Below are 22,956 nucleotides of genomic sequence, written 5' to 3' on the forward strand. Positions count from 1 at the left end.
TTTTTTTTAGAATCCAACATTTAAACCTACCATAAACGAACGTGCTTGCGGATAAACTCCACGATCTACGCCCAATACAGTTCCACCGATTTCAGGGTCGTAACCTGTATATTTTGTAATGGTCCACAGGTTTTCACTCATTAGATATACCCTAACTTTTTGTGCGCCAATTTTTTTAATCACATTAGCTGGAAGATTATAACCTACCTGAAGGGTTTTTAAACGGAAGTAATCTCCTTTTTCTAAATAATTTTTAGAGAACTTGGTATAGTTTCCATTCAGATCCTTGTCTGCAACACGAGGAATATCAGTTGAAGTGTTGGTTGGTGTCCACCTGTCCAGAATTGATTGTTGCCAGTTTCCGTAAGTTACATCTAAACGTCTTAATCCCTGGAAAATCATGTTTCCGCCAACACCATTTCCGAAGGCAACAAAATCAAAGTTTTTATAAGCCAGATTAATGGTAATACCGTAGGTATATTTTGGAAGCGGACTGCCTAAATAAGTACGATCGCTACCGTTTATGGTTTCATTGCCATCTAAGTTGGCAAATTTAATATCTCCGGGTTTTGCTGAAGGTTGCAACACGGTACCTCCTGGACCTTTATAAGCATTAACTTCTGCCTGCGACTGGAAAATACCAAGCACTTCGTATCCATAAAACTCATTGAATGCACGCCCAAGTCCGGTACGGGTAAAGTTGCCCATGCCCTGAAAACTCTGTGCATTATCCTCTATAAACTCTCTTCCTGGCAATAACTTGGTTACCTTATTTTTCAAGGTTGAGATATTGGCATTAATCCCCAGATTAAGCTCCCCGATTTTTTTTCTGTAGCCTAATTCGAATTCTATACCAGTATTCTGCATATCGCCAACATTTTCTGCGGCACCACCAGCTGCACCTAAATAAAGAGGAATAGATGGCGTTTGCAATACACCAATGGTTTTCTTTTTGAAATAAGAAGCGCTAAGGCTAAAATCATTAAACAAGGTTGCATCCAAACCAATATCTGTCTGATGGGTTTCCTCCCATTTCAAATCAGGATTGGATAAGGCAGCCGGACTCCATCCAATGGTACTTACATCAGTAGTTCCAAAAGTATAATTACGCCCGCTATTGACTAACGATACGTAACTGAAATCGCCAATGGCATCATTTCCTGTAATTCCGTAGCTACCACGTAATTTTAAGAAATTAACGACTTTATTTTCTTTCCAGAAAGCCTCTTTTGTAGGCACCCAGCCTATTGAAGCTGAAGGGAAGTAACCAAACCGGTTGTTGGTACCAAAGCGTGAAGAACCATCACGACGGATAATACCTGTAAATAGGTATTTTTCATCATAATCATAAGTTACACGGGTAAATAAAGAGTTAACAACATGCAAGGTAGCATCACTGCCATCACCCTGAATATCGGCAGTTGCCGGCTTATAGTTTAAATTGGCCTGATAAAAATCCTGAGCAATAATATTGTTAAATCTTACATTTAAACCACGGTTATTGTTGTCCATATAATAACCCTGACCAAAGATTGCATAAGCATGGTGTTTACCAAAACTTTTAGAATAGCTAATGGTATTCTCCCAGTTGTAATTTAGGGTCATGTTCATCTCACGATAGAAGTTAGTCTTCGAATTCGTATTTGCTGGACTCAACCAGTATAGTGGGGTATAAGATTCTGAACCATAAAAAGCAAGTTTAGTTCCCAGCGATGACCTGAATTTTAAATTTTCAATAGGCTCAATTTCTAAGAACGCATTACCAACAATGTTGTGATCCCAGCCATAGTTACCTAATCTGGTTTGATTATATGCTAAAGGATTGCTCATTTCCTGACCAACAGGGCCCGAGATACCATAAGGAAATCCTGTTGCCGGATCTCTTATAATATTGGCAATGGTATAAGGAGATTTGCTAATGATGTTTGGATCTGTTTGAATAACCGGAGTTATGGGATCTAAATGAATGGCCGAGCTTAGCGGACCACCAAATTCACTATTGGTGTTACCTAACGACTTATTAACTGAATGGCTGTAACCTAAATTCTCGCCAAAGCTTATCCACTTGGCAGGCTTAAATGTAGAATTAAGACGGATGTTTGCACGGTTAAAACTAGAAATAGGTGTAGATACAATACCATCCTGATCGATATAACCAAAGGAAGTATAAAAGGTAGATTTATTCGTTCCGCCTGAAACGCTAAACTCATGGGTCTGTCTGCGGGCATCGTCATTAAAAACAACCGATTGCCAATCAGTACCTTCTCCATAAGCAGATGGATTTGCATACGGAAGTGTAAAAGTACCGTCGGTGGCCGCATTATAACTGTTTGCATACGCTTCATTCCTGATTGTAGCATATTCTGTGGCATTTAACAGTTTTAACTTTTTAGCCGGTGCCTGTGTACCATAAAATCCATTGTAATTAATAGATAACCTTCCTTCTCTACCTTTTTTGGTAGAAACAATAATTACCCCATTTGCTGCTCTGGCGCCATAAATGGCTTGCGAAGCTGCATCCTTTAAAACCTCAATAGATTCAATGTCTGATTGATTTAGATAACCAATACCACCATTATCTACAATTACCCCATCAACAACCCAAAGCGGATCGTTATTACCTGAAGAGGCAAAAGAGGTAAAGCCCCTTACCCGTACTGTTGATGCGGAGCCCGGCTGTCCGTTACCACTTGCAATCGTTAAACCAGATGTTCTTCCTTGTAAGGCTTGCTCTACCCTGTTAATGGGCATCGATTCCAGATCTTTTGCCTTTACGCTGGAGATGGATCCGGTTACAAGGGCTTTTTTCTGAGTACCGTAACCCACAACTACCACCTCGGTTAAATCTTTCGAATTGGCAGATAGCGATACATTAATACGGCCATCAGCAGGAACAGTTATCGTCTGTGTGGTCATACCAATCAAACTGATGTTTAATTTTCCACCTAGGGGCGCCTGGATGTTGAAAACACCATTTGCATCAGTAGATGCAGCCTTGGTTGTGCCTTCCAGCCGAACGGTTACGCCTGGTAATGGACTACCATTTTGTTCTGTTACTTTTCCTGTAACGGGAATGTCTTGTGCCAATAAGGCCAGCGGCAATGCCATGATACAGTAAATGAAGAATACGAATGTAAATCTTCCTCTCATAGAAATTAGTTTTAAGTGATGATATTTGGTTAGTTCATGATACAGTCTTACTGGTTGCTGTTCATCAATCAAATCTATACACCTGTGTACGCAATAGCAGAATTTGCTACTACTACACCAACCATACATCACCCCTTAAAAAGGCAAAAAAACAAAAAAAACAGGCCTACATAAGCCCTACAGCATAAATGTAAATACCTGTATTACAGTAATTTAATTTTTTCATCAGAAAATAACATCATTTGTAACAAAAACAGGCGTTAGGCCATTTTTTGTCGCGCTATTTCGATCAAAAACTCGTATAAATTCGTTTCTGGCTTAAGCTGAAGTTTTTTTCTTAAGCGATAACGCCCCACTTCAATCGCCTTAATCGTCACATTCATGAGCTGTGCCATTTCTTTTGAAGAAAGATTCATAGACAGGTAGGCACAGAATTTCAGATCATTCTGGCTCAGGTCTGGATATAGATCTTTAAGCCGGGTAAAGAATTCAGTGTTTACATGATTAAAGTGCACACTCATGTGGTCTAGCTCCTGATCCTTCTTTTCTACATCTTTAATCAGCCTGATCAGGTGCCTGAAACTTGGGGAACTTTCATTGAGGTCGTGGTTTTTAATTACCGCCGATATCACCTCTTTAATCTTAGCCAATACCTTACCCCGTTGCACTAAATGCATGGTCATGGTAGAAAGCTCTTTGTTTTTATAATTTACATCCGCTTCGAGCTTTTCGTTCTGCAGCCGCACAATTTCCTTCTCATTCCTATCCAGTTCCAGCTGATGCAGGTAACTCATGCGCTCCTGCTCCTTGATGTGTTTCTTTTTCTGCCATCTGATAATCAATCTTAAAGCCAGCACAATTAAAATGAGGTAAAAAATCCGCATCCATATAGTATTGTACCAGGCTGGCAGCACTATAAAAGTATAACTTACCACTTCAGATTCGTTACTGATGCCGGTACTCGCCTTAACATTAAACGTATATTTTCCGGCTGGTAAATTGGTATAATCTTTTTCACTTTTCGTACCCCATGCAGACCATTCGCTATCAAAACCCGTAAGTTGATAACTGAATTTAATGTTCTTATCATGCTCAAAAAGCGTTGAAGCGTATTCAAAATGGATCGAATTTAAGCTGTACACGTATTCAGGAATCTCGTATAGGTCTTGCCTGGCTGTAATAGCGCCCTTATTTACAAAATATCCTCCAAAAACCACACTATCTTTATTTCCCATTAGCTTAACGGTGCCCAACACCACCTTTGGCCGGGTAATATTCTGAATGTATTTTTTATAATTGATATGATAGGCGCCTTTATTGGCCCCTATAAATATATTTTTGCTATCCGGCGTGTATATCGATTCGAAACCGCCAACCACTTTGCCGTTTAGCTCGGGCAGGTATAAAATGCTGAAGGCATCTTTTCCATTCGGCCTGTGGAAATCAATTACACCTACTTTTTTATTGGTTACAAACCAGATGTTACCATCGTTATCCTCTTTAAGATATTGAATAGGGATACCATTAAGTGCCGAGCCGAACAATTTAAAACGGGTAAACTTTTTACTCCCGGCATGATATTCAAAAACCCCGCTTGTAGTGGCAATTACTACCCTGTTTTTAATATGGAATACATAATTATACAGCTTAGTTGGTAAACCATCCCGATCAGAGAACAGCGTAGTGCGTAAGATGCTTTTATGATCGGGCTTGAGTTCTATTTTATACACGCCATGATAGGGGTGTGAGGCCCAGATTAGATCGGGGTTATTGTTATCGGTTACAATAAAGCGAAGGGTTTCATTAATGCCGGCAATTTTACCGCCGTTAACAAAGTGGCCACCGGCGTAGGTTATTTCCTGCAATCCGGTGTAAGTACCTGCAATTACCTCTTTGCTGGGATAAACATTATCCATGGTTTGATATGTCCAGGTGCCAATAAGGTTATATAGTGGCGTAGCCGTATTATCCTTCACCAGGAGGGTCCCATCCTCGTGAGCCATTAACAGCTGGTTGTTAATTTCATCCAGCCCCCATACCTGCCCTTTAGTATTTTTTACCTCTTCAAAATTGGCAGGCGAATAGCTTAAATCGGGCATTGCCGTATTAATTTTGGCCCGGTACAAACCATTAGAGGTGCCAATATAGATCGAATTACCATATTTGCGGAAAGCGTAACTGGTAATTTGCTTATTGCGGTCGGGCGAAATACTTTTCACCGCACTGTTTATGGCCACATAAGCAATTCCGTCATCGAGTGCCAGCCACATGTTCTTATCTTTATCAAGTAGTATGCCTCTTACATTATTGTTCTGCAGGCCTTCTTTATAGTTGTATTTCTGTACCAGGTCGCCGCGCTTGTTCATAATATACACCCCACCCGACGTGGTGGCCACGCCATATAAATCGGGACTGATTTGGGTGGCAAAATAAATCCTTTCGTTTAAAAAAACCTGATCTAAACTGGTCCTCAAAGGTTTTAGTTGATGGTTAATAACTAAAAAGAATCCTTTTTTTAACATCGAAACCAATAGCGTATCGCCACCATAAGGAAGCACAGCGGTAATGCCCGAACGGTTTAAAACACTATCCACGCAAAATGGCTTCCACATAGCGTGGTCGTAAATCATCAGGCCCGAATCAGATGACTGCGAAAAAACCTTATTCTTTACAGCCCCCATAAACAGCCAGTTCGTATTGGTTTTATAACTTTTAATTACCCCGTCTTTATAATGCAGAATAGCATGTATCGACCTAAAAAACACTTCATCCTGAACAACTGAAACGCCCCAGATATCGGCTAGTTTCCGCATATTTTCAGGCAATAGATTTAACAGCGAGGTATATTTTAAAATACCTTGCGCATTAGGGTAGAAATAACCAAACTCATCTTGCCCGCCTACGTAAATGCGGTTTTTAGAATCGATCCCTACCGAACGTACCGAGGTAAAGTTGGGCAACCTGAACAGGTTCCAATAGCGGCCGTTAAAAGTAAGCAGCCCCTCATTGTTACCAAAATATAGGATGCCATTTTTATCCTGCTCTACATCCCAATTTTGAATACCCCCACTATATTGCTCATTATTGTAGTTTACCACCTGAGGGATTCCTAAAAGCACCTGGGCTTGGGCACAATAAGCAGTCAAAAAAAATAATATAGCAGGTAGAAGTTTCTTCATTTGGTTAGGGAACGGTTAAAACGCAATAATAAATATATAATTTTAATTCCGGTTAGCCGCGCTTACAATTTCAGTGGCTTGCGTGTGTCCAATGTCATTAAGTTAAGTACTGCAGTCGTCAGTCTGAGCCGTTCAATCGGGGTTAGTTAACAAAAGACAGTACAATAAACCAAGGAATGCCTAAATATTTAGGTGCTAAGGTGCCTAAGGTGGTGAGAAAAAAAGGTTATTTTTTCAAAGCCATCTGCAAAAAAAAGTTTTTTAACCATATAAGAAATTTAAGGTCATGTAAGCTTATGTGTTCTTATGTGTCTTACATGGTATAATTGATAGAAATCTGTTAGTAGCGGTTCCAAAGGTGAAAATTTGACCTTATCTCTTTGAAGCGCAAAGCCTGTATTGCTTAGGCTTGGTCCAGTCCCGCTTTCACTGCAAGTCCTCGCTGTGCTCCGGGCTTTCCGTTCATCCGATAGCTATCGGATCGGGGCTAGTTTATTGGAGACCGTGCAAGAAAAGATACAATCGGGTGTCCTCAAGTGACTAAGGTGGTAAGAAAATAGACCAGGGTTTATTTGTACTGAACAATATCTCAAAAAATTCTTGACCATATAAGGAATTTAAGGTCATGCAAGCTTATGTGTTCTTATATATCTTATATGGTAAGCCTTAGTTATCAAGCTTGCGCGCGTTTCTAACGCGTGCAGAAATAGCTCAACGATTGCATCGTTACGCTATTCCAATACACTTTGATCGCCTATTGCAATGAATTTTAATCTCAATATCCTTACCATAGATTTCTCCACTTCGTTGCACTCCGGTCGAAATGACGAAATTTCCTATTGGTATTCAACTTTGGTCTTCGGACCTCTGACATCGGACTTATGACTAAAATCTACTTCAACAAATGCGGTTCTACAGCCTTGCGCCAGATAGCGTACCCCTTAGCATTCATGTGCAGCATATCGCTAACAAACAGCTCTGGGCGCAGCTTCCCGTCTTTAGTAAGCATCAAAGAATAAACATTAACGAATTTGGTGTTGACTTCGCCTGCTAAAAACTTTTGAATTAGCGCATTTGAGGCTACTGCTTTTTCTTTAAATTGATCGCGGCTTGGGCTCGGTTTAATCGAAATATACACAATAGGAACCGTTGGCAGTTTGGCCCTGATGGCCTGGTATAACTTAATGGTGCGGTTTAAAACGGTATCGGGTGTTACCATATCATTAGGCAGGTCGTTCTCACCCACATAAAGTACAATCTGTTTTGGTTGATAGGGGAAAACCACATCATTTAAATAATAGGTAATATCATTAATTACTGCACCACCAATACCGCGGTTCAAGGCATTGTATTTAGCAAAAATCTGTGTACAATCGTCCCATTTCCGGATGGATGAACTGCCTACGAACAGCACCGGATGAACGGGTGGTTTATACATTTGATCGTATTTTTTAATGGTCTGCACATCATCCCAAAAGTTTGGTTTCTTTTGGGCAAAAGCAGTTACAGTTAAAAAAGAAATTAAAAGGAAGCTTAAAAATGATCTTTTCATGCGAATAAGGATTTAAGGCTCACAATATACCAATATCCTGTTTTTTACAATCAATTCAATCAAATTTATTACGCCCGGTTATTAAAAGCCTAACAGATTCCAAAGGAAAAATCGTCATTGCGAGGAGGAACGACGAAGTACTCATGAATGCCCCTGAATAAAAAACACTTATGAATAATCGTAATGCAAGCGCTTTAAGATTCCCGCCCGCGCGGGAATGACGACCGTACTAATGGATTCTGTCTATGGTAGCGTAGTCGAAGGATCTTTTACGATAGGTTATACTTCAAAAATTAACGATTGGTAAGGTCTTCGACTCGGCTCAGACGGACAAATCAGGTTGTTTCCCCCCGCATTGTCATCCTGAGCCTAGTCGAAGGATCTTTTACGATAGATATACTTACAACAATTAACGATTGGCAGGGTCTTCGACTCCGCTCAGACTGACAACAAAAAAATTATCCCTTAAAACCAGCACTAAACCGCTCTGTCCATAGTTTAAACATAGCCTCTCTATGGATACAAGAATAAAATTGAGTTTATAAACTCAATTAAAACGAGTCACAGACACGAACAAATTGCATTGCTGCTGCCTGTGAAAAAAATTACGAAGCTCTTTTTTGCCTGCTTCACCATATTTTTTTATATTAGGTTAATCAAAAGGAATGATAACCCAAATCAACCCATCTGATTAAAAATCCCAAAAAAATATTCCAAGTCCACCTTTACGCCACATTTACCCCACGTTTTAGCTACCTTCTGGCCAGGTTTGCCTGACACCTGCCTGCACACTGCTTAACCCTTGCTTTGGTGGAGTGATGCCCCTGGTGGAGATCAGGTAGATCAAAGATTTGACTCGCTTTAGATCGGCAGGCTAACAATAGCTAAATAAAAGATAAAAGGAAAGTTACCTTAAGGTATTGTTGATGTATTACTGTGTCGGAGCAACCGGTTAAAGAAAACAATAAACCGCTGTCCGGATTTTTTTTATCCCGCGCTGTCCGTAGCGTTAAGCATAGCGGTGTTTCTATCAAGAATAAAATTGAATTTATACACTAAATTAAAACGAGTGACAGACTCTTTTCTATTATTAATCAGTAAAACCCTTTGGAACGATACGGACAGACACGGTCTTCGACTCCGCTCAGACGGACAACAAATTAAATTTATCGTCGAAAACCAGCTCTGAACGTTGTGAATAAACCTGATCCGATAGCCATCGGATGGAATGGAAAGCCCGCAGCGCAGCGAGGACTTGGAATGGAAAGCAGGACCACAGCCGCCAAGGCTCACCGCCCTTTCATTTCCAAAAAAAATTAGCACTATCGGATGACGACCATGCTAATGGATTCTGTCTATGGTATTGACAAGGTCTTCGACTCCTCTGAGACTGACAACAAATAAATTTATCCCTTAAAACCAGTACTAAACCTGATAAAATCGAACGATAAAGCTGCAATATGTGTTAGTTTCTGGTTAGTGGAATGGCCACCCTCATCAACCAGATAAATCTCATCAGCATGCCATTCGGTATTGCTTTGTACCTCCTCTCCGTCCATTAAATTACTTACGATCTGATCAACCAGCAAAGGATCAGCCTGCCCGGGTTTGTGGTTAACAGAAAGATAAATGGAAGTGATAATCGCATTGATCTGGTAAATGGTCGATTGGATACCATACAAATCATTAAAATCGATATGCTCCCGCATGGGTTCCTGGCTGGCGGAATCAATCGCTTCGCTTAAGCCAGATAAACTTAAATTGGCATTTTTTCGCGCCATACGGGATTGATTCTCATCCCTTTCTGTCTGATTTTGAATGGCCACCTCCAGGTAACGGATACTGGCCTTAGCCGCATCCGTAATTTTTGCCCTTAGTTGCTGGCTATCCCAAATCGGGAACAAATAGGTAGCAAAAATGGCAATAACACAGCCCAGTACGGTGAAGATAATCCGGTCGTGTACAATATGATCGAAATGGCCTTGGTAACTGCCCAGGGTTAAAATTACCGCAGGGGTAATACACAATACACTTATCGTATAGTTTAAACGGTTAAAGGCATAAAAACCAAGCAAGAAAATCACCGAAAATGACAGCAGTATGGCTGGACTCTTCACAAAATAGATGATGACCAGCCCGATGACAACGCCCCCCATACTGCCCTTTAAACGCTGTAAATTCCGTTTCCAGGTGATTGAAAATTTAGGCCGGGCTATAATAACCAGCGTAAGAAAAAGCCAGTAACTGTATTTGCTGGGTTCGAGCTGCCAGATGAGTAAAAAACCAAACAGGAAACAGATGGCCAACCGCAACGAAAACCTGAAAATGGGCGATTTTAGCGTCAGGTGTTCTTTAATAGAAAAACGATCGCCGGTAATAAACAGTGGGTAAGAAATCTTTCCGCTCAGTTCCTGCAAGTGTTTTTCGGATGTACGTTCATTGCCCCTGATCATTTCGATAATGCGCACAATATCGTTCATGTTCGAAAGCACTTTCAGCACAATTTTACGCTGGCTTTCGTTCAAACGCTCCATTTCCTGCAATAACAGGATGCGTTGCTGCTGATATTCGATGTTGGTGGCTACCTCACCTTTATAAGCCTTTGCCGAACGTACGTGCCTGCCCAACTGCTCCAGCTCTTTAGCCAGTAATCTAATCAAGGTCGCAATCAGTTTCAAGCTCGGACCAGTATCCAAAGTTTTTCGAACTAAAACATAATCGTAATGCACCGCATTCAACTGCTCATACAAATCGATCAGTAACCTGGCCCGCTCCAGCAACAACTGGCCTTTGGGGTTGTCGGGATTCATGGCGTATTTATCGGTAAGCAACAGGTTCCGGATCAACTCGTGTTTCTGGTTTACCTTAATGTGCAGTTTGATGGCTTCCTTCTGTTGCAGATCGAGCGGAACATCCACATCATAATTCTTTGCTTTGGCATTTAAAAATACCGCGCTGCTCATCAGGCATTCGAAAATGGCATGGTGAAGCGAGCGGTAAGGCCTCAACAAGGTCTGGATCAAACTAATCACGTAATACCAAACCCCACCCACAAAAATATAACTACTAAAATAAATTGGCCGCGCCGGGTGAAGGCCCATTACAAAAGTACATACAATCAGGGCCATTGTGCCGATCAGTGAGAGTTTCTGCCCATATACGGCAAGCATCGAAAAGCTAAAAGCAGCGATAATCACCACAACTGCGGTAAGGTAAACATGATCTAAAACTGATGAAACCACTAGCGTAGTAGCGAAAAAAACGATAATACTCCATAGTGCTGTTTTCAGTTTGTTCAGCCGGTTATCGGGCAGATCGGTCAGGCTGATCAATAAAGCACCAACCCCTATTCCTTTTGCTGCTTCAGTATTGCCCAGGTAAAAGAATAAAATAATGGGCAATACCACGGTAATGGTGGTGCGCAGGGCATCAGAAAAGTACTCACCTAAAAAGAAATACGAAATGGTAGAGCCGATGCTGTTTTTGCCCATGAATAATGATACGATGATGTTAAAAGCTGCAAAGATAACAGATTTATAATGCATGCATAGTAAATAGCTATAGAAAACCAGATACGGTTTCGTTCTTTGGACTTTAGAAAACCATACTGGCGCAGGTCTAAGTGCTTGAGGGCGGTGCAAAAGACTGACAATAATCTCTAAGGTAAAAATCTATCTATCCAAATTCTGGAAAGCACAAGTCAACCCAGCCCTACTATCCTACCCACTAAGACTTGTGCTAGAATCGGGTAAAGTCGTTCTGGTTTGCCTCCGTTTTTTACTTTCAACAAAGTAGCTCCTGACAAATGGAAGCTTATTGTGATATGTAACAGTTTAAACAGGATATTTTATACCATGCCATTTATTTAGAGCATGAGAATGACTATTTAGGATACCTTACCGATCTGGCAAAATTGAGCATTGCTAACCAAGGCGAATGCATAAACGAAAAAACGCCCGCTATACTGCGGGACGATATACTAAATGCTATAGGGCGAATTAAAAAACTTAAAGCACTTCTTACCGAATTAGCCCAAAACGGATATACAATTAGGGGCAGCAATCAATATCCCGATTACAATTTTTATAATGATTATTTTAAAAAGACGATTGCCAGAGCAAGGCTTGTTTTAAAAAAGCTCGACCCATATTTAACAAAACAAGGAAAGATTTCCGGCACATTTGCACTTGGCAAGCTAAGCCCAGGATACTGATTCTTAATTTATTATTATAAGTAACGCTTATGCCACAATCCAACAACCTTCGCAATATCAAAGAAATACGGATTTCTAACTGTGTATTTCAGTTTCAGTGAAATATACGTTCTATACAAGAATTACGCCTATCTGTTAAGAAAAACAGTGGTTCTGGATAAAATCTCACAAATCATGTTTTACCCCCTCCATTAATAATTACCCAAAATATTAGATTTGTAAGGGGACTAATAACTAATTCATATCAAAATTTTATGGAAATAAAAGCACATTGTAGCTTATTGACTATGGCTATAATGATCTTTACCTACGTCTGTAAGAACGAACTAAAAGATACTTATTAGTGATAATTTAATTATTTATAATAAATATATTTTAAATGCTTTTTAATTCTAAATTAACATGTCAAAAAAATTAACGTTAAAACTCTTTATAATCAGTTGCTTTATAAGTGGTGCATTGATTATTTTTAATTCCTGTAAAAAAAACCAAAAACCAGAAGATCCGATAGCGAGTGCCAAAGACTGGTACTTAAATGACAATGTAAATGGCAATACTATACTTCAATCAAGCAAGGGCAGTAAACAGCAGATTAAAGAGGAAGTAGACTGGTCTAACGCAAGAACATTTAAACTTGATAATGGTAACGATGTGGTAAGTGTTCCTGTAAAAATGATTTTAGGCGAAGGAGCACTTGGAGGCAGCTATATGCTTCTATTTGACAAACTAAAGAATAATTACAGGGTGCAAGTTGCCTATAGCCCTGAAAAAAATTATTTTAAAGATCATATTAGTGATAATGGGATGATAGCTGTTTATAAACAGACGACCAATAATAATCTTATGAATGTGCCCCGAATAAGTAATAAAAATAAATTGATGTCGATTACCTGCACCAGCTGGTATCTGACTACAACTTATTATGCTTATGATGGAACAGAACTTGGCAGCACATCAAGATACCTCTTTCAGTCATGTAGTGGTGATTTGGGAGACTATCCTGAACCAGACCACGGCGGGTCGATAGATTGTCAAGGGGTAGTAGCCGGAGGAGCTTATGCTACGGATTGTGGTTGTATTGGAGGGTCAACCGGGATAAGCGAGTGCCCGTTAAGGGAAGTTATAGATAGTGTTAAAAATCCTTGCATTAAAACTCAAGTTACTTGGGCAGGTACTGCTCAGACAACTATTAGAAATATGATGAGAGAAGTTTTTGGTGGACCGACTGAGGTTGAAAGTTTAAATTTAACCTTTAGAGATGTTACCAATTTACCTGATACTATTTCTGGGGATGCAAAAAGATGGAGTGCAACTAATAATGATTTTGAAATTCGATTGAACCAAAACACCCTAAAGGGTTACTCAAAGGAATATATTTTAAGCACAATTTACCATGAGATTTTGCATGCATATATGTTCAGTAAATTAACTCCGGGCCCAGATGGGAAATACAATATTACAACCCAGCATGAAGATATGGCTAATAAATACGTATTTTTAATGACGGGTGCTTTGAAAATTGCTTTTCCGGGCATCAGTGATCAAGATGCTTGGGGACTTAGCTGGGGAGGCTTAGAAGATACGAATCTTTACAAAACAAAATTAACCAAGGCACAAAGGGATACAATAGCTGACGTAAACAAAGGGCATACCAATAAATCAGCTACCAAACTAGGAACATATTGTAATTAATCATGAGATATCTAATAATTATTTTTTTTATGCTATTGAGTAGCATAACATTTGGACAAAAAACACCTAAGTTGTCCGTATTTGTAAGTAATTGTGTCGTTAAGGGTACAAAAGGAGAAGCTTATGAGCGTACAAAAAAGAATTTTGCACACTTTTTTGGATTAGCGCTTTCTTTTGATGCAGATGGAAAAATTGATACCCTGTACTATTCCAGTAAATTGAATCCCGAAACAAAAAGAATATATGCACTTGATAACTCTTTATTAAAAAGAATTAAATCTTACAACTTTAATTTCAAAGAATATTCATCTAAGCTAGTCCTTTATTCTTACTATTCTTATAATTCAACAGATGATTCTGTAAACTACGAAAATGGGTTTTTAGACAGCATAAAGAATTTAGTTCCTGATGCAGTTTCTGGAAAACCTATAATCATATTGGAGCCTATAGTTGATGCAAGTCTGCCATCTGCCCACGGAAAAATCAAGTAGCGTTTAAAAAAAAATGCATCTATATCTAAGTAGAAAATGAATGCTGGAAGCCATGTTGACTATTATGGGTGTATTTTACACCTACTCAATGATCTAAGTTATTAGTTATAGTTTGTATTTTTGCGTTTGAGAGCGTTAATATGCGGGGATTTACCATTCTTTGGGGATCTCCGCACTCTAGCGCAAGCCTTAGGGCCTTAACTCAAGTAATGGCCAGACTTGTGCTTTAAAAGTGCTTATCCACAAAAAGTAAACTACTGAGCTGTCTTTCAACAGCCCAGTAGTATTTTAATCCCTATACCCATCCCTGAAACTATAATGCGTTTGTGCATTACAGATTACATAATCGATAATTTCGATGTTTAGCTTTGCGCAGGTATTAAAACAGGTGCTTACAAAAAGTTCATCTAGGGGGTTAACCTTAATGCTTTTTACATCGCAATAGTTTAACACCAGTACACCATAAGCATTACAGGCAACGGCCAAGCCTGCCAGTTGCTGTATGCAGTTAATTGGTTTTGCCTGTTGCTTTAGCTTGTGCCAGCAAAAAACCTCGTGGTTTTGGTTTACAAACAGTACATACCAATCGCAGGCTTTACCAGATGATGGTTTGCCACGGAGCTGTTTTAAAAATTGAATTGAATTTTGGACCAGGTTTACGTTTACCTGTCTTTTGAGTGTGTGATAACTAAACTCCAGTTTAGCTAAAGTAATTTGATTTTTTGTTAGGTGCATTTTAAAAAAATTAAATACATGCCCAACTGTGTTCGCGATATAAATATAGCAAAATATGATCAGATGCAAAAATAAATTGAGGGTGATGAAAAAGATTTTAGTTTTGGTTTTGGTTTTGAAAAATGGACCCAGACTTCCGACCTCGGTCGCCCACCTCCCGACCAAAAAGATTGCTTCACACCATCGCAACGTTCCAACCCTTCAGTTCGCAATGACGAAGCGGAGCATTTAATTATCAATAACCAAATTTCAATGAACAGGTAGCGACCGTATATTGAACGATCACGGTAACGCACCAAACCTCGGTCCCCGGTCACCCAACTCCTGACTAATTTACCATTCCCAAAACAATTGCCTTTTAAAAAGAATTATATAAGTACACCTATAACCTTTTGATATGAAAACGAAAATAATAATCTTAGTGGCCGCCTTTGGCCTGGCATTGTCAGCCTGTAGTGGCAAAAAGGCTGATCAGGAAAATGCTGATAGCATGTACAAATACACCGACACCAACAAGGTGATTGATAGTACAAAGACCGATTCTACAGCAGATTCAACCACGAATGCCCCTGCTGATATAAAACATTAAAGAAAATGAACAAACAAAAGCGCTCATGCCGAAAAGTATGGGCGTTTTTTGTTAAGGCTAGTGACCCCTCAGGGGTTCGAACCCTGGGCACACAGATTAAGAGTCTGTTGCTCTACCAACTAAGCTAAGAAGTCTGGTGGATTAAATATAGGATAAAAAGGGAGGAAGTGCTTTTATTAATAGAGATCAATCCAAAGAAAAATCTTACTCAATTAATTATTGTAAGGGCACAAGTCATTCATACCACTGCCCTGCCTATTAAGACCTGCACCAGTAATGGATGGTCGAGTGAGAGTTGTATATATTCCTAGCTACGTAAAAAGGGAGCTTGCATTTCTAAGTAACTACTCAGATCAGGATACCAATATATTACAGGACTGAAAGAGCCACATAATGACAGCTATTTCAATAAGATTTTGGAAAGAAATGTTTGATTAAATATGATTGAAAAAGGTCAGGCACTTATTCATTTATACATACAGCAGCAATTAAAGTCTATAGGAAAAGCAAGGATTTAACATCATACAGCAACTCCTAGGTCATTCAGACATAATTGTAACCCTTAAATATTTAATAGGTCTTGGTGAGGCTACAAATGAGGATCTGAAATACCATATGCCCGACTTTGAACCTTATTAATCCAATACGTATCTGAAAATTAACTCACTTTTATTCTCCAAAACCATTTCTTGAAAAGTTACTGTAAGAATGGATATTGCTAGACAACTTGATTCGTATGCTTTTAACATGTATAGTTCTGCCTCATCATCATGAAGACCATAATTACTTGGAGGAATGTCTAGGTCACCATGAACTAACCTTGAACGGAAATCATACATTTGTTTGAGTTTTTTATTAAAGTTAACTATTGGTCCCAATAATACTTGAGTTTTGTTAAATATCTGACTAGAAATACCCTCTTTACTTGAAGCATATAATGCCTCTATTCCTAATAAGGCCCATAATAACTTAATCGTAATATTGCTTTATCATCTTCAAATAGATAAGTAAAAGCATTTAATGCTCTTTCTGTTTTCGTATTACTATGTCTATCAAAGGAGAAGTTATTACTACTAAACCACCCCAATACTTTAAGAATTGGAATTTTCTTATAATTAGGCCAAGCAATGGTTTTTGAGTACTCCAATGTTTCTCTTTGGATCCCATTAGTACTAATGAATCCCTTATATAGCTGACCATCAAAATAAACATCACCTCCAAGTAAAACTAACGAGCCTGGATGAGCAATCTGAGATAGTATTAATAAATTATGCAACTTGGATATAATATCATTAATGACCAAAGATTTAAAGAATTCAAAAGAATCAGCTTCTGAGAGATCTGATACCTCTCCCATCTTTATAAATTTTGGACTAATATCTTTATACTTGTTAGGTATTATAAATTTGAAAGCAAGTGCTTCATTTGGCTCATAAACTCTATGCTTTTGAAAAACGACTGAATGATCTTGCAAGAGAGATATCCCAACATTTATCTCACCTACATATTTTATTTTAAAGGTTAAAGAGTTATCCAACTCCAACAATTCTTCTATTATACCACCTAAAGAATCAGATTCTTCAATTGTTAATGGCATCAGGGAGGCTTCTATCTTTACTTCAAAGGAGTCTTTCATAAACTAATCAAAGGTAATAACTTACAATCAGAATAAAATATAATTAGTCTTCGAATGGTAAGACTACATATTTAACAAGAGGATGTCGGAATTATTCAGCACATAAAATCCCTTTCATTTTTCACATAAATTTGTAGCAGTTAAACTAGTGCAAATAACTAGTTTCTTCTTGGGCAATCTAACCCACATAATTAGATTTCTAACGGCTGTTATAAGGTAACAGTAAGTAAAAAGCAAGGCACCTATCTAGCGCAAGTCTTTACACCTTGGCCTAAACAAGGCCTAACTTGTGCTTTTATTAAATGTAGAACAACTTCAAGCCTTCGTCCCCCGCCCTTCAGTTCGCAATAGCGTACAGTTTCGCCTTATAAATCCAAACTTCGAACCTCCGCTCCTAATCTCTCACGACCCTCATCAAAATATACCCACTAAGCGGTATTGTCTGCCTCATATACGATTGTGAAATTTGCCAATAACAAACAAACAATAAGGCATGAAAATAAACAAACTACTATTAAAGGCAATGCTTGTGCAACTGGTTACTACATCCAGTTTAATTGCGCAAGTAAAAAAACCGGCGACCAAAACGGCTGCTCCGGTTAAAACCAAATACGGCGCTTTAGCTGTAGACCGATCAAATGGTTTTTATTATGGTTTTTCATTCGATCAGCCAAGCCTGGTGGCAGCAGAGAAGAAAGCGGTTGACGAATGCAACAAACGCGGTGGCGCCTGCAGTATTGTACTTACCTACTCAGGCACAGGTTGTGCCGCCTACCGCACCATAAACGGTAATGTGGGTACCGCATTTGGCTGGGGCATAGCCAAAACGAAAGAAGAAGCTGATGCAATAGCTACCAAAGAATGTTTAAAAAGAAGCGGCGGCATACAGCCTGCTAACTTTGTCTGGACTTGTAATGCAGCACAAGCGGCACAGTTAAAAGAAATATACAATGCCTCACCGGAAATTACAGGTCCGGTAAAAATTGGCAACCAGGTATGGACAAGCACCAATTTAAATGTGAACACTTATAGAAACGGCGAGCAGATTTATTACGCAGCCAACCAAAAAGAATGGGAAAAAGTAAGCAGGGATAAGATTCCGGCTTATTGTTACCTTAATTTCGATAGTAGCAATGAAAAGAAATACGGTAAGCTGTACAACTTTTATGCAGTTACCGATCGCCGTGGCTTAGCGCCTGCCGGTTGGCATGTACCCAGCAGCGGTGAGTTTTTAACCCTTATTGCGACTTTAGGTGGTGAAAAGGTAGCCGGTAAAAAAATGCGTGGTACTACGGGTTGGGACGTAAAAGATTCGTACAAATTTGCACATGGCAATGGCGATAACTCATCGGGCCTCAATTTATTGACCAATGGCAGTGCAGGTGGTGATGAGTATGGTGGCGGAAAATCTTTCCTTTATGGCGTATGGTTAAGTTATTGGTGGTCGGGTAGTACCAAATCAAGTGGCGACAGCTTTGCCTATTACCTTGACTTTAACAAATACAGTGAACCACGTGTAACCGATTACAGTAAAACCACAGGCTGTGCGGTAAGGCTAGTGAAAGATTAATTGCCCGTATCCTATAATGCTCATATTTTGGAACCTAAAGGTTTGAAATCACTTAATCAACCGGGAATAATCAGATTTCCGGTTGATTTTGTTTAAGGGAATAACAATCAAACCTTATATTTAGGCACCACAAACAATAAATGACAGACGAACAAGTTATCACGCTAATTGAAAAGGAATTTCAGGAAAAAACGTTTGGTGTAACCGAACAATATCTTGAAATCCATGCGCCAATCTACATCAATAATAAATTACAGATCGTGCGGATCGATCGCGACCGTGACAAGTTCATTATAGCTTACTTACCGGTTATTGATGAACGGTTTTACTTTGCGGTATATATTGATGAGGATTTAGATAAACTGATCAATATCGGTACCGAACCTGATCATCGGGTTTATTTTTTGGCCACTTCCGAAAATTTCTCAGAAACGGAGCTTAAAGCCATGTGTAGCTTATCGGTTGATGAGAGCTGGAACATTGGAGATTTAAAGAAAAACGGCAGATCGGCATATAACTTTAGTGCGCTTAAAATAATGCCCAATAGCGAACCGGATGAGTTTGAAGATAAACTTGATAAGTTATTAACCTATCTGGAAACAGACAAGAAAGGAGTTAGCGAACTTGTAGAAAAAGCTGAGGGCTACATTCAGGTGGCCATGGATATTCATAATGGCAATGGAATGATTGGTGGTCCGAGTATCAAAAGGGAAAGCATTGCCAGAATGCACAACCTTGGGCTTTCCATCGATTTCGATCTCTATGTTAGCGGCAATAGTTTCAGGTAGAAAACGATTGGCCTTAATCTGGTTCTGTTTAAGGTGTTGTGCTGAATTATCTACCTGATTACTAGTCGAAACTTCAAGCCTCTGACTAATTCACAAAATAGATTGCTTCACACCACCTCACAATCCCTAGCCTTCGGTTCGCAATGACGAATCAATGCACATTTAGACCTGAACCTCCGACTTCTGACCAGCCGATCAAAAGATTGCCCGTCATTTCCCGTGTTTTCGAGGTACGGCCATCGTTAAATAGCCCTGATGGAAGTGAAACGGACAGCAGGACCGAAGCCAACCTAAGGATCACAGCCGCTGCGCTCCAAAAAACCTTTCAACTCCAAACTGATCTTCTTCTAGTTTTCTCTTTAGAAATGCAGACTTCGGACCTTCGGCCCCTTACCTCCGACTCCAAACTACCCCTTACCCAGTTCGCCAACATACCGATAAGTGTTCACCTGCACTCCGGTAGGCGTAGTGCTTGTGCTTACAAAAGCCAGTACGCGGGCATCGGCAGTATCCGAAAAGAAACGTTTGCCTTTGCCCAGCAACACCGGATATACCATCAGTACAACCTCGTCAACCAGTCCCTGTTCCAATAGCACAGCAACCACCGTTGAACTTCCATATACGATCAGATCAGGGCCTTCGGTTGATTTGAGCTCACGGATACGCGTTACGATGTCTGTGCCTAAATCTTCAACCGGACGCCATTCGAGGCTCTCTGGTCTGTGGGTAGCCACGTATTTTTTACCATTATTCAAACTGTTCGCCATCGGATTATCACCTGCCTTTGGCCAGTACTGGGTCCAGCTATCGTAGGTTTTACGGCCAAGCAGCAGATCAATGTTAGTGCCTTGAGCTTCCAGTACTGCGGCTAGGCCTTCCGCACTCCGTAAGGTGTTGTCCACCCGCCATGTGTAAAATCCTCACTATTTTCGTGCTGCATCACGCCATCAAGCGAGATGTGTTCCATTATTTTGATCTTTCTCATGTTATTTTCTATTTTTTTAACGATGATAAAGTTACAACGGAAGGTTTATGCCCATGAGGGGTAATCATGACAATATAAAGGCGTTTTTATGACTATTTGAATTTAATTTATGGGTTAATGGTTTAACTGAAAAGGCCAGCTGGAAATAGTAGAGAATTTAGAAACGATGGGTGCTGTGCTTTTCGGGCAACGCAGCCCCGCCATTCGCTACTTCCGATGAAGAATCGGAATCGCTGCTGTCGGGTTTAGGAAGGAGGGCTTGTGGCTTTTGGCTGGGTTGAATAGCGACTGCGTTAGCTTATATGTTCCTTAAATTTCTTATGTGGTTAATTCTTGAGCCGATTGCCTAAAAAACCTACTAAATTCCTATCTTGTTGTATCTGAAATTAATACAGACCTTAACATTTTTCATCAAATATCTACTATTAGTAGGGACATTGTATATTTAGCTCCTGGTAATGCAAAGAAATAATATGATGACCGACTTTAAAATAAAAGATTTTATAACGATACATGATATACACCAAAAGTTCATCAAATCTTTCAGCTCATTATTGAATCAAAATACTTGCACAGATTTAGATATTAGCCACAAGAATATTTCAATAGAAACCGAAAATCTCGATTTCGAACTAGTTAATGGAGATGCGATTGCTTTCAAAAGCCAAATCGATCAAGACGGCAATAAAATTGGTTATTACAAATTGATTTTCGCCCTAAATGGAGCATTAATCGATGAGTTTTTTGTGATTTGCTGATATATTAAACACGCAGATTGCTCGGATTTACACTGATTAAATTAATATATAGCTTTCCATGTTATGAAACACCCAAAAATTGTTTTTATCTTTTTTATCCTTTGGCTATTACTTATTTTTATCTGGTATAAAACGGGTAGAAGCCAAAAAACTGAAGATGACAAGCTACTAAAGAACAACATTGAATTTACAGGCACCCTAAAATCTGTAAAGGTGTCCCAAAATCATTGTTTTGCAATAATCTCAATTGACAATGTAAAAAGTAATGTTGCATCTTTTAATCCTGACTTAAAAGACCGGTATTTCCCATATGCGATAAAGAATGGCCGGGCGGAAATTTATACTTTCCTATGTGAAGGAAAAATTAAAGAAATTGGGAGAGATGTAAAATTAAACTCCAATCAAAGAGAATTAATCCTTGAGATAGACCATAAACCTTACGAATTTGAAATTTGGATTACCTCAGAAAGACCAGATATCCAATTCATTAAGAAAAACACAACGCTTTGAATAGATTGTATATAAAGCACTTTTAGTTTTAGCTTCAATAAAAAATAAATATGGATATTCGATTACTGGTGCTACGAACTGGAGACACAAAACTTCTAGCCGATTTTTACAGTTTACTTGGAATTCAATTTGAATATCACAAACATAACAATTCACCGTATCATTATTCGGCTACAATCGGGGTAACTGTTCTTGAAATTTATCCATTGGCGAAAAACCAAATTGAAGCAGACAGGAACTTAAGGTTAGGTTTTGGTATAGAAAATTTTGATCAGGTGATGATAACGTTAAAAACATTACAAGTTGATTTTTCACAAGAACCAACCCAAACAGAATTTGGTTTTATGGCAATAATCATTGATCCCGATGGCCGGAAAATTGAATTGTATAAAAACAGTTAATCGCTCCCTTCTCTTCGTGTACTTTGTGGTTAAAAAAGCCACAGAAACACGGAAGCATTAAGATTAGCTTCGCTCAGCAATACGCGGTTCTCGTCCGCTTGGGGATAACCATCGCCTTCAATCTCTGCGCCCGTCATCTTAAATCTGCGGGAGAAAAACCATAAGTTCCCCGCAGATCACACAGATATTCGCAGATTTTCTTTATAAATCATTGCTCTAAACGAAGTCGAAGACTGCTAAACTTTGTGCCCTCTTCGCCTTTCTCTTTGTGTACTTTGCGGTTAAAACACGATTACTCTGTTAACTTCTTTTTAATCCCTTCAGTAAGCTTTTTCACTTTCATATAGCCTGCCAAAGAGCTATTCCTTTTATCGAAATCGATCACTAACCAACCCTTTTTCGCTTTAAGGTTAAACTTATCGCTGCCATTTAAGTTCACGAACAGATCAATATGCTGATCTAGTGGTAGTTCATTGTTTAAAGCACTGTCGAGGTATTTCTCCAATTTATCTGTTTTACTTTCGGCGTAATTTGCCTCAAATTTAAAGTCAGATTGGTTGTCTATCGTGCTTACCGATAAATGTCCTTCGCCACCATTGCAGCCAAAAATTAAAACGACAACTAAAATTGCGATGCTGTAAAAGATATTTTTCATATTGAAATGGTTAACTGGTTAATTGTTTAAATTGGTTAACTGGGGATTTACC

At 39.2% G+C, this 22,956-nt stretch carries 16 protein-coding genes and 1 tRNA gene; 8 read left to right on the forward strand and 9 right to left on the reverse strand.

Annotated elements, in window-relative coordinates:
• Positions 1-6: 6 nt before the first annotated feature.
• From FFJ24_RS17855 to FFJ24_RS17870, 4 genes are all read right to left on the reverse strand, one after another.
• Positions 7-3,150: a TonB-dependent receptor gene (locus tag FFJ24_RS17855; RefSeq protein ID WP_138818473.1), complete on the reverse strand. Its 3,144-nt coding sequence runs from the start codon at positions 3,148-3,150 to the stop codon at positions 7-9.
• A gap of 260 nt (positions 3,151-3,410) precedes the next feature.
• The gene (locus tag FFJ24_RS17860; RefSeq protein ID WP_138818474.1) at positions 3,411-6,329 is read right to left on the reverse strand and encodes a triple tyrosine motif-containing protein; all 2,919 of its coding nucleotides are present in this window, start codon (positions 6,327-6,329) and stop codon (positions 3,411-3,413) included.
• Positions 6,330-7,221: 892 nt separating this feature from the next.
• Positions 7,222-7,881, reverse strand: a complete 660-nt coding sequence (locus tag FFJ24_RS17865) for a GDSL-type esterase/lipase family protein (protein WP_138818475.1) — start codon at positions 7,879-7,881, stop codon at positions 7,222-7,224.
• 1,406 nt (positions 7,882-9,287) lie between these two features.
• Positions 9,288-11,426 (reverse strand): FUSC family membrane protein, encoded by a 2,139-nt coding sequence (locus FFJ24_RS17870; RefSeq protein WP_138818476.1) that lies wholly within the window; start codon positions 11,424-11,426, stop codon positions 9,288-9,290.
• A gap of 1,070 nt (positions 11,427-12,496) precedes the next feature.
• Between FFJ24_RS17870 and FFJ24_RS17875 the strand changes: the two genes are divergently transcribed.
• Positions 12,497-13,786: a hypothetical protein gene (locus FFJ24_RS17875; RefSeq protein ID WP_138818477.1), complete on the forward strand. Its 1,290-nt coding sequence runs from the start codon at positions 12,497-12,499 to the stop codon at positions 13,784-13,786.
• Positions 13,787-13,788: 2 nt separating this feature from the next.
• On the forward strand, positions 13,789-14,277 hold the full coding sequence (locus tag FFJ24_RS17880; RefSeq protein ID WP_138818478.1) for a hypothetical protein: 489 nt from the start codon (positions 13,789-13,791) through the stop codon (positions 14,275-14,277).
• 288 nt (positions 14,278-14,565) lie between these two features.
• On the opposite strand, the gene FFJ24_RS17885 is transcribed toward FFJ24_RS17880, so the two are convergent.
• Positions 14,566-15,012 carry a hypothetical protein gene (locus FFJ24_RS17885; RefSeq protein WP_138818479.1) on the reverse strand — a complete coding sequence of 149 codons (447 nt, stop codon included), beginning with the start codon at positions 15,010-15,012 and terminating at the stop codon, positions 14,566-14,568.
• 397 nt (positions 15,013-15,409) lie between these two features.
• Here FFJ24_RS17885 and FFJ24_RS17890 point away from each other — a divergent pair, with 397 nt between their 5' ends.
• Positions 15,410-15,601: a hypothetical protein gene (locus FFJ24_RS17890; RefSeq protein ID WP_138818480.1), complete on the forward strand. Its 192-nt coding sequence runs from the start codon at positions 15,410-15,412 to the stop codon at positions 15,599-15,601.
• Positions 15,602-15,662: 61 nt separating this feature from the next.
• Here FFJ24_RS17890 and FFJ24_RS17895 read toward each other — a convergent pair.
• Positions 15,663-15,735: transfer RNA gene (locus FFJ24_RS17895), tRNA-Lys, on the reverse strand.
• Positions 15,736-16,550: 815 nt separating this feature from the next.
• Entirely contained in the window at positions 16,551-17,237 is a 687-nt protein-coding gene (locus tag FFJ24_RS17900) for a hypothetical protein (RefSeq protein WP_138818481.1), read from the reverse strand.
• 493 nt (positions 17,238-17,730) lie between these two features.
• On the opposite strand from FFJ24_RS17900, the gene FFJ24_RS17905 reads away from it, so the two are divergent.
• Both FFJ24_RS17905 and FFJ24_RS17910 read left to right on the forward strand, forming a co-directional pair.
• The gene (locus FFJ24_RS17905; protein ID WP_138818482.1) at positions 17,731-18,807 is read left to right on the forward strand and encodes an FISUMP domain-containing protein; all 1,077 of its coding nucleotides are present in this window, start codon (positions 17,731-17,733) and stop codon (positions 18,805-18,807) included.
• A 140-nt stretch (positions 18,808-18,947) separates the two neighbouring features.
• Complete coding sequence (locus tag FFJ24_RS17910; RefSeq protein ID WP_138818483.1) at positions 18,948-19,595, forward strand: DUF4279 domain-containing protein; 648 nt, start codon at positions 18,948-18,950, stop codon at positions 19,593-19,595.
• 407 nt (positions 19,596-20,002) lie between these two features.
• On the opposite strand, the gene FFJ24_RS17915 is transcribed toward FFJ24_RS17910, so the two are convergent.
• Positions 20,003-20,497 carry a dihydrofolate reductase family protein gene (locus FFJ24_RS17915; protein ID WP_246862647.1) on the reverse strand — a complete coding sequence of 165 codons (495 nt, stop codon included), beginning with the start codon at positions 20,495-20,497 and terminating at the stop codon, positions 20,003-20,005.
• Positions 20,498-21,038: 541 nt separating this feature from the next.
• Between FFJ24_RS17915 and FFJ24_RS17920 the strand changes: the two genes are divergently transcribed.
• The 3 genes from FFJ24_RS17920 (at position 21,039) to FFJ24_RS17930 (ending at position 22,249) form a co-directional block, all read left to right on the forward strand.
• Positions 21,039-21,338 (forward strand): hypothetical protein, encoded by a 300-nt coding sequence (locus tag FFJ24_RS17920; RefSeq protein WP_138818484.1) that lies wholly within the window; start codon positions 21,039-21,041, stop codon positions 21,336-21,338.
• Positions 21,339-21,401: 63 nt separating this feature from the next.
• A complete protein-coding gene (locus tag FFJ24_RS17925; protein ID WP_138818485.1) occupies positions 21,402-21,848 on the forward strand; it encodes a hypothetical protein in 447 nt (148 codons plus the stop codon).
• A gap of 50 nt (positions 21,849-21,898) precedes the next feature.
• A complete protein-coding gene (locus tag FFJ24_RS17930) occupies positions 21,899-22,249 on the forward strand; it encodes a VOC family protein (RefSeq protein WP_138818486.1) in 351 nt (116 codons plus the stop codon).
• Between the two features lie 292 nt (positions 22,250-22,541).
• Here FFJ24_RS17930 and FFJ24_RS17935 read toward each other — a convergent pair whose 3' ends face one another.
• Positions 22,542-22,904, reverse strand: coding sequence for a hypothetical protein (locus FFJ24_RS17935; RefSeq protein ID WP_138818487.1), 363 nt, complete (start codon positions 22,902-22,904; stop codon positions 22,542-22,544).
• Positions 22,905-22,956: the final 52 nt, after the last annotated feature.

This window comes from Pedobacter sp. KBS0701 (assembly GCF_005938645.2).
In the GTDB taxonomy this organism is placed as follows: domain Bacteria; phylum Bacteroidota; class Bacteroidia; order Sphingobacteriales; family Sphingobacteriaceae; genus Pedobacter.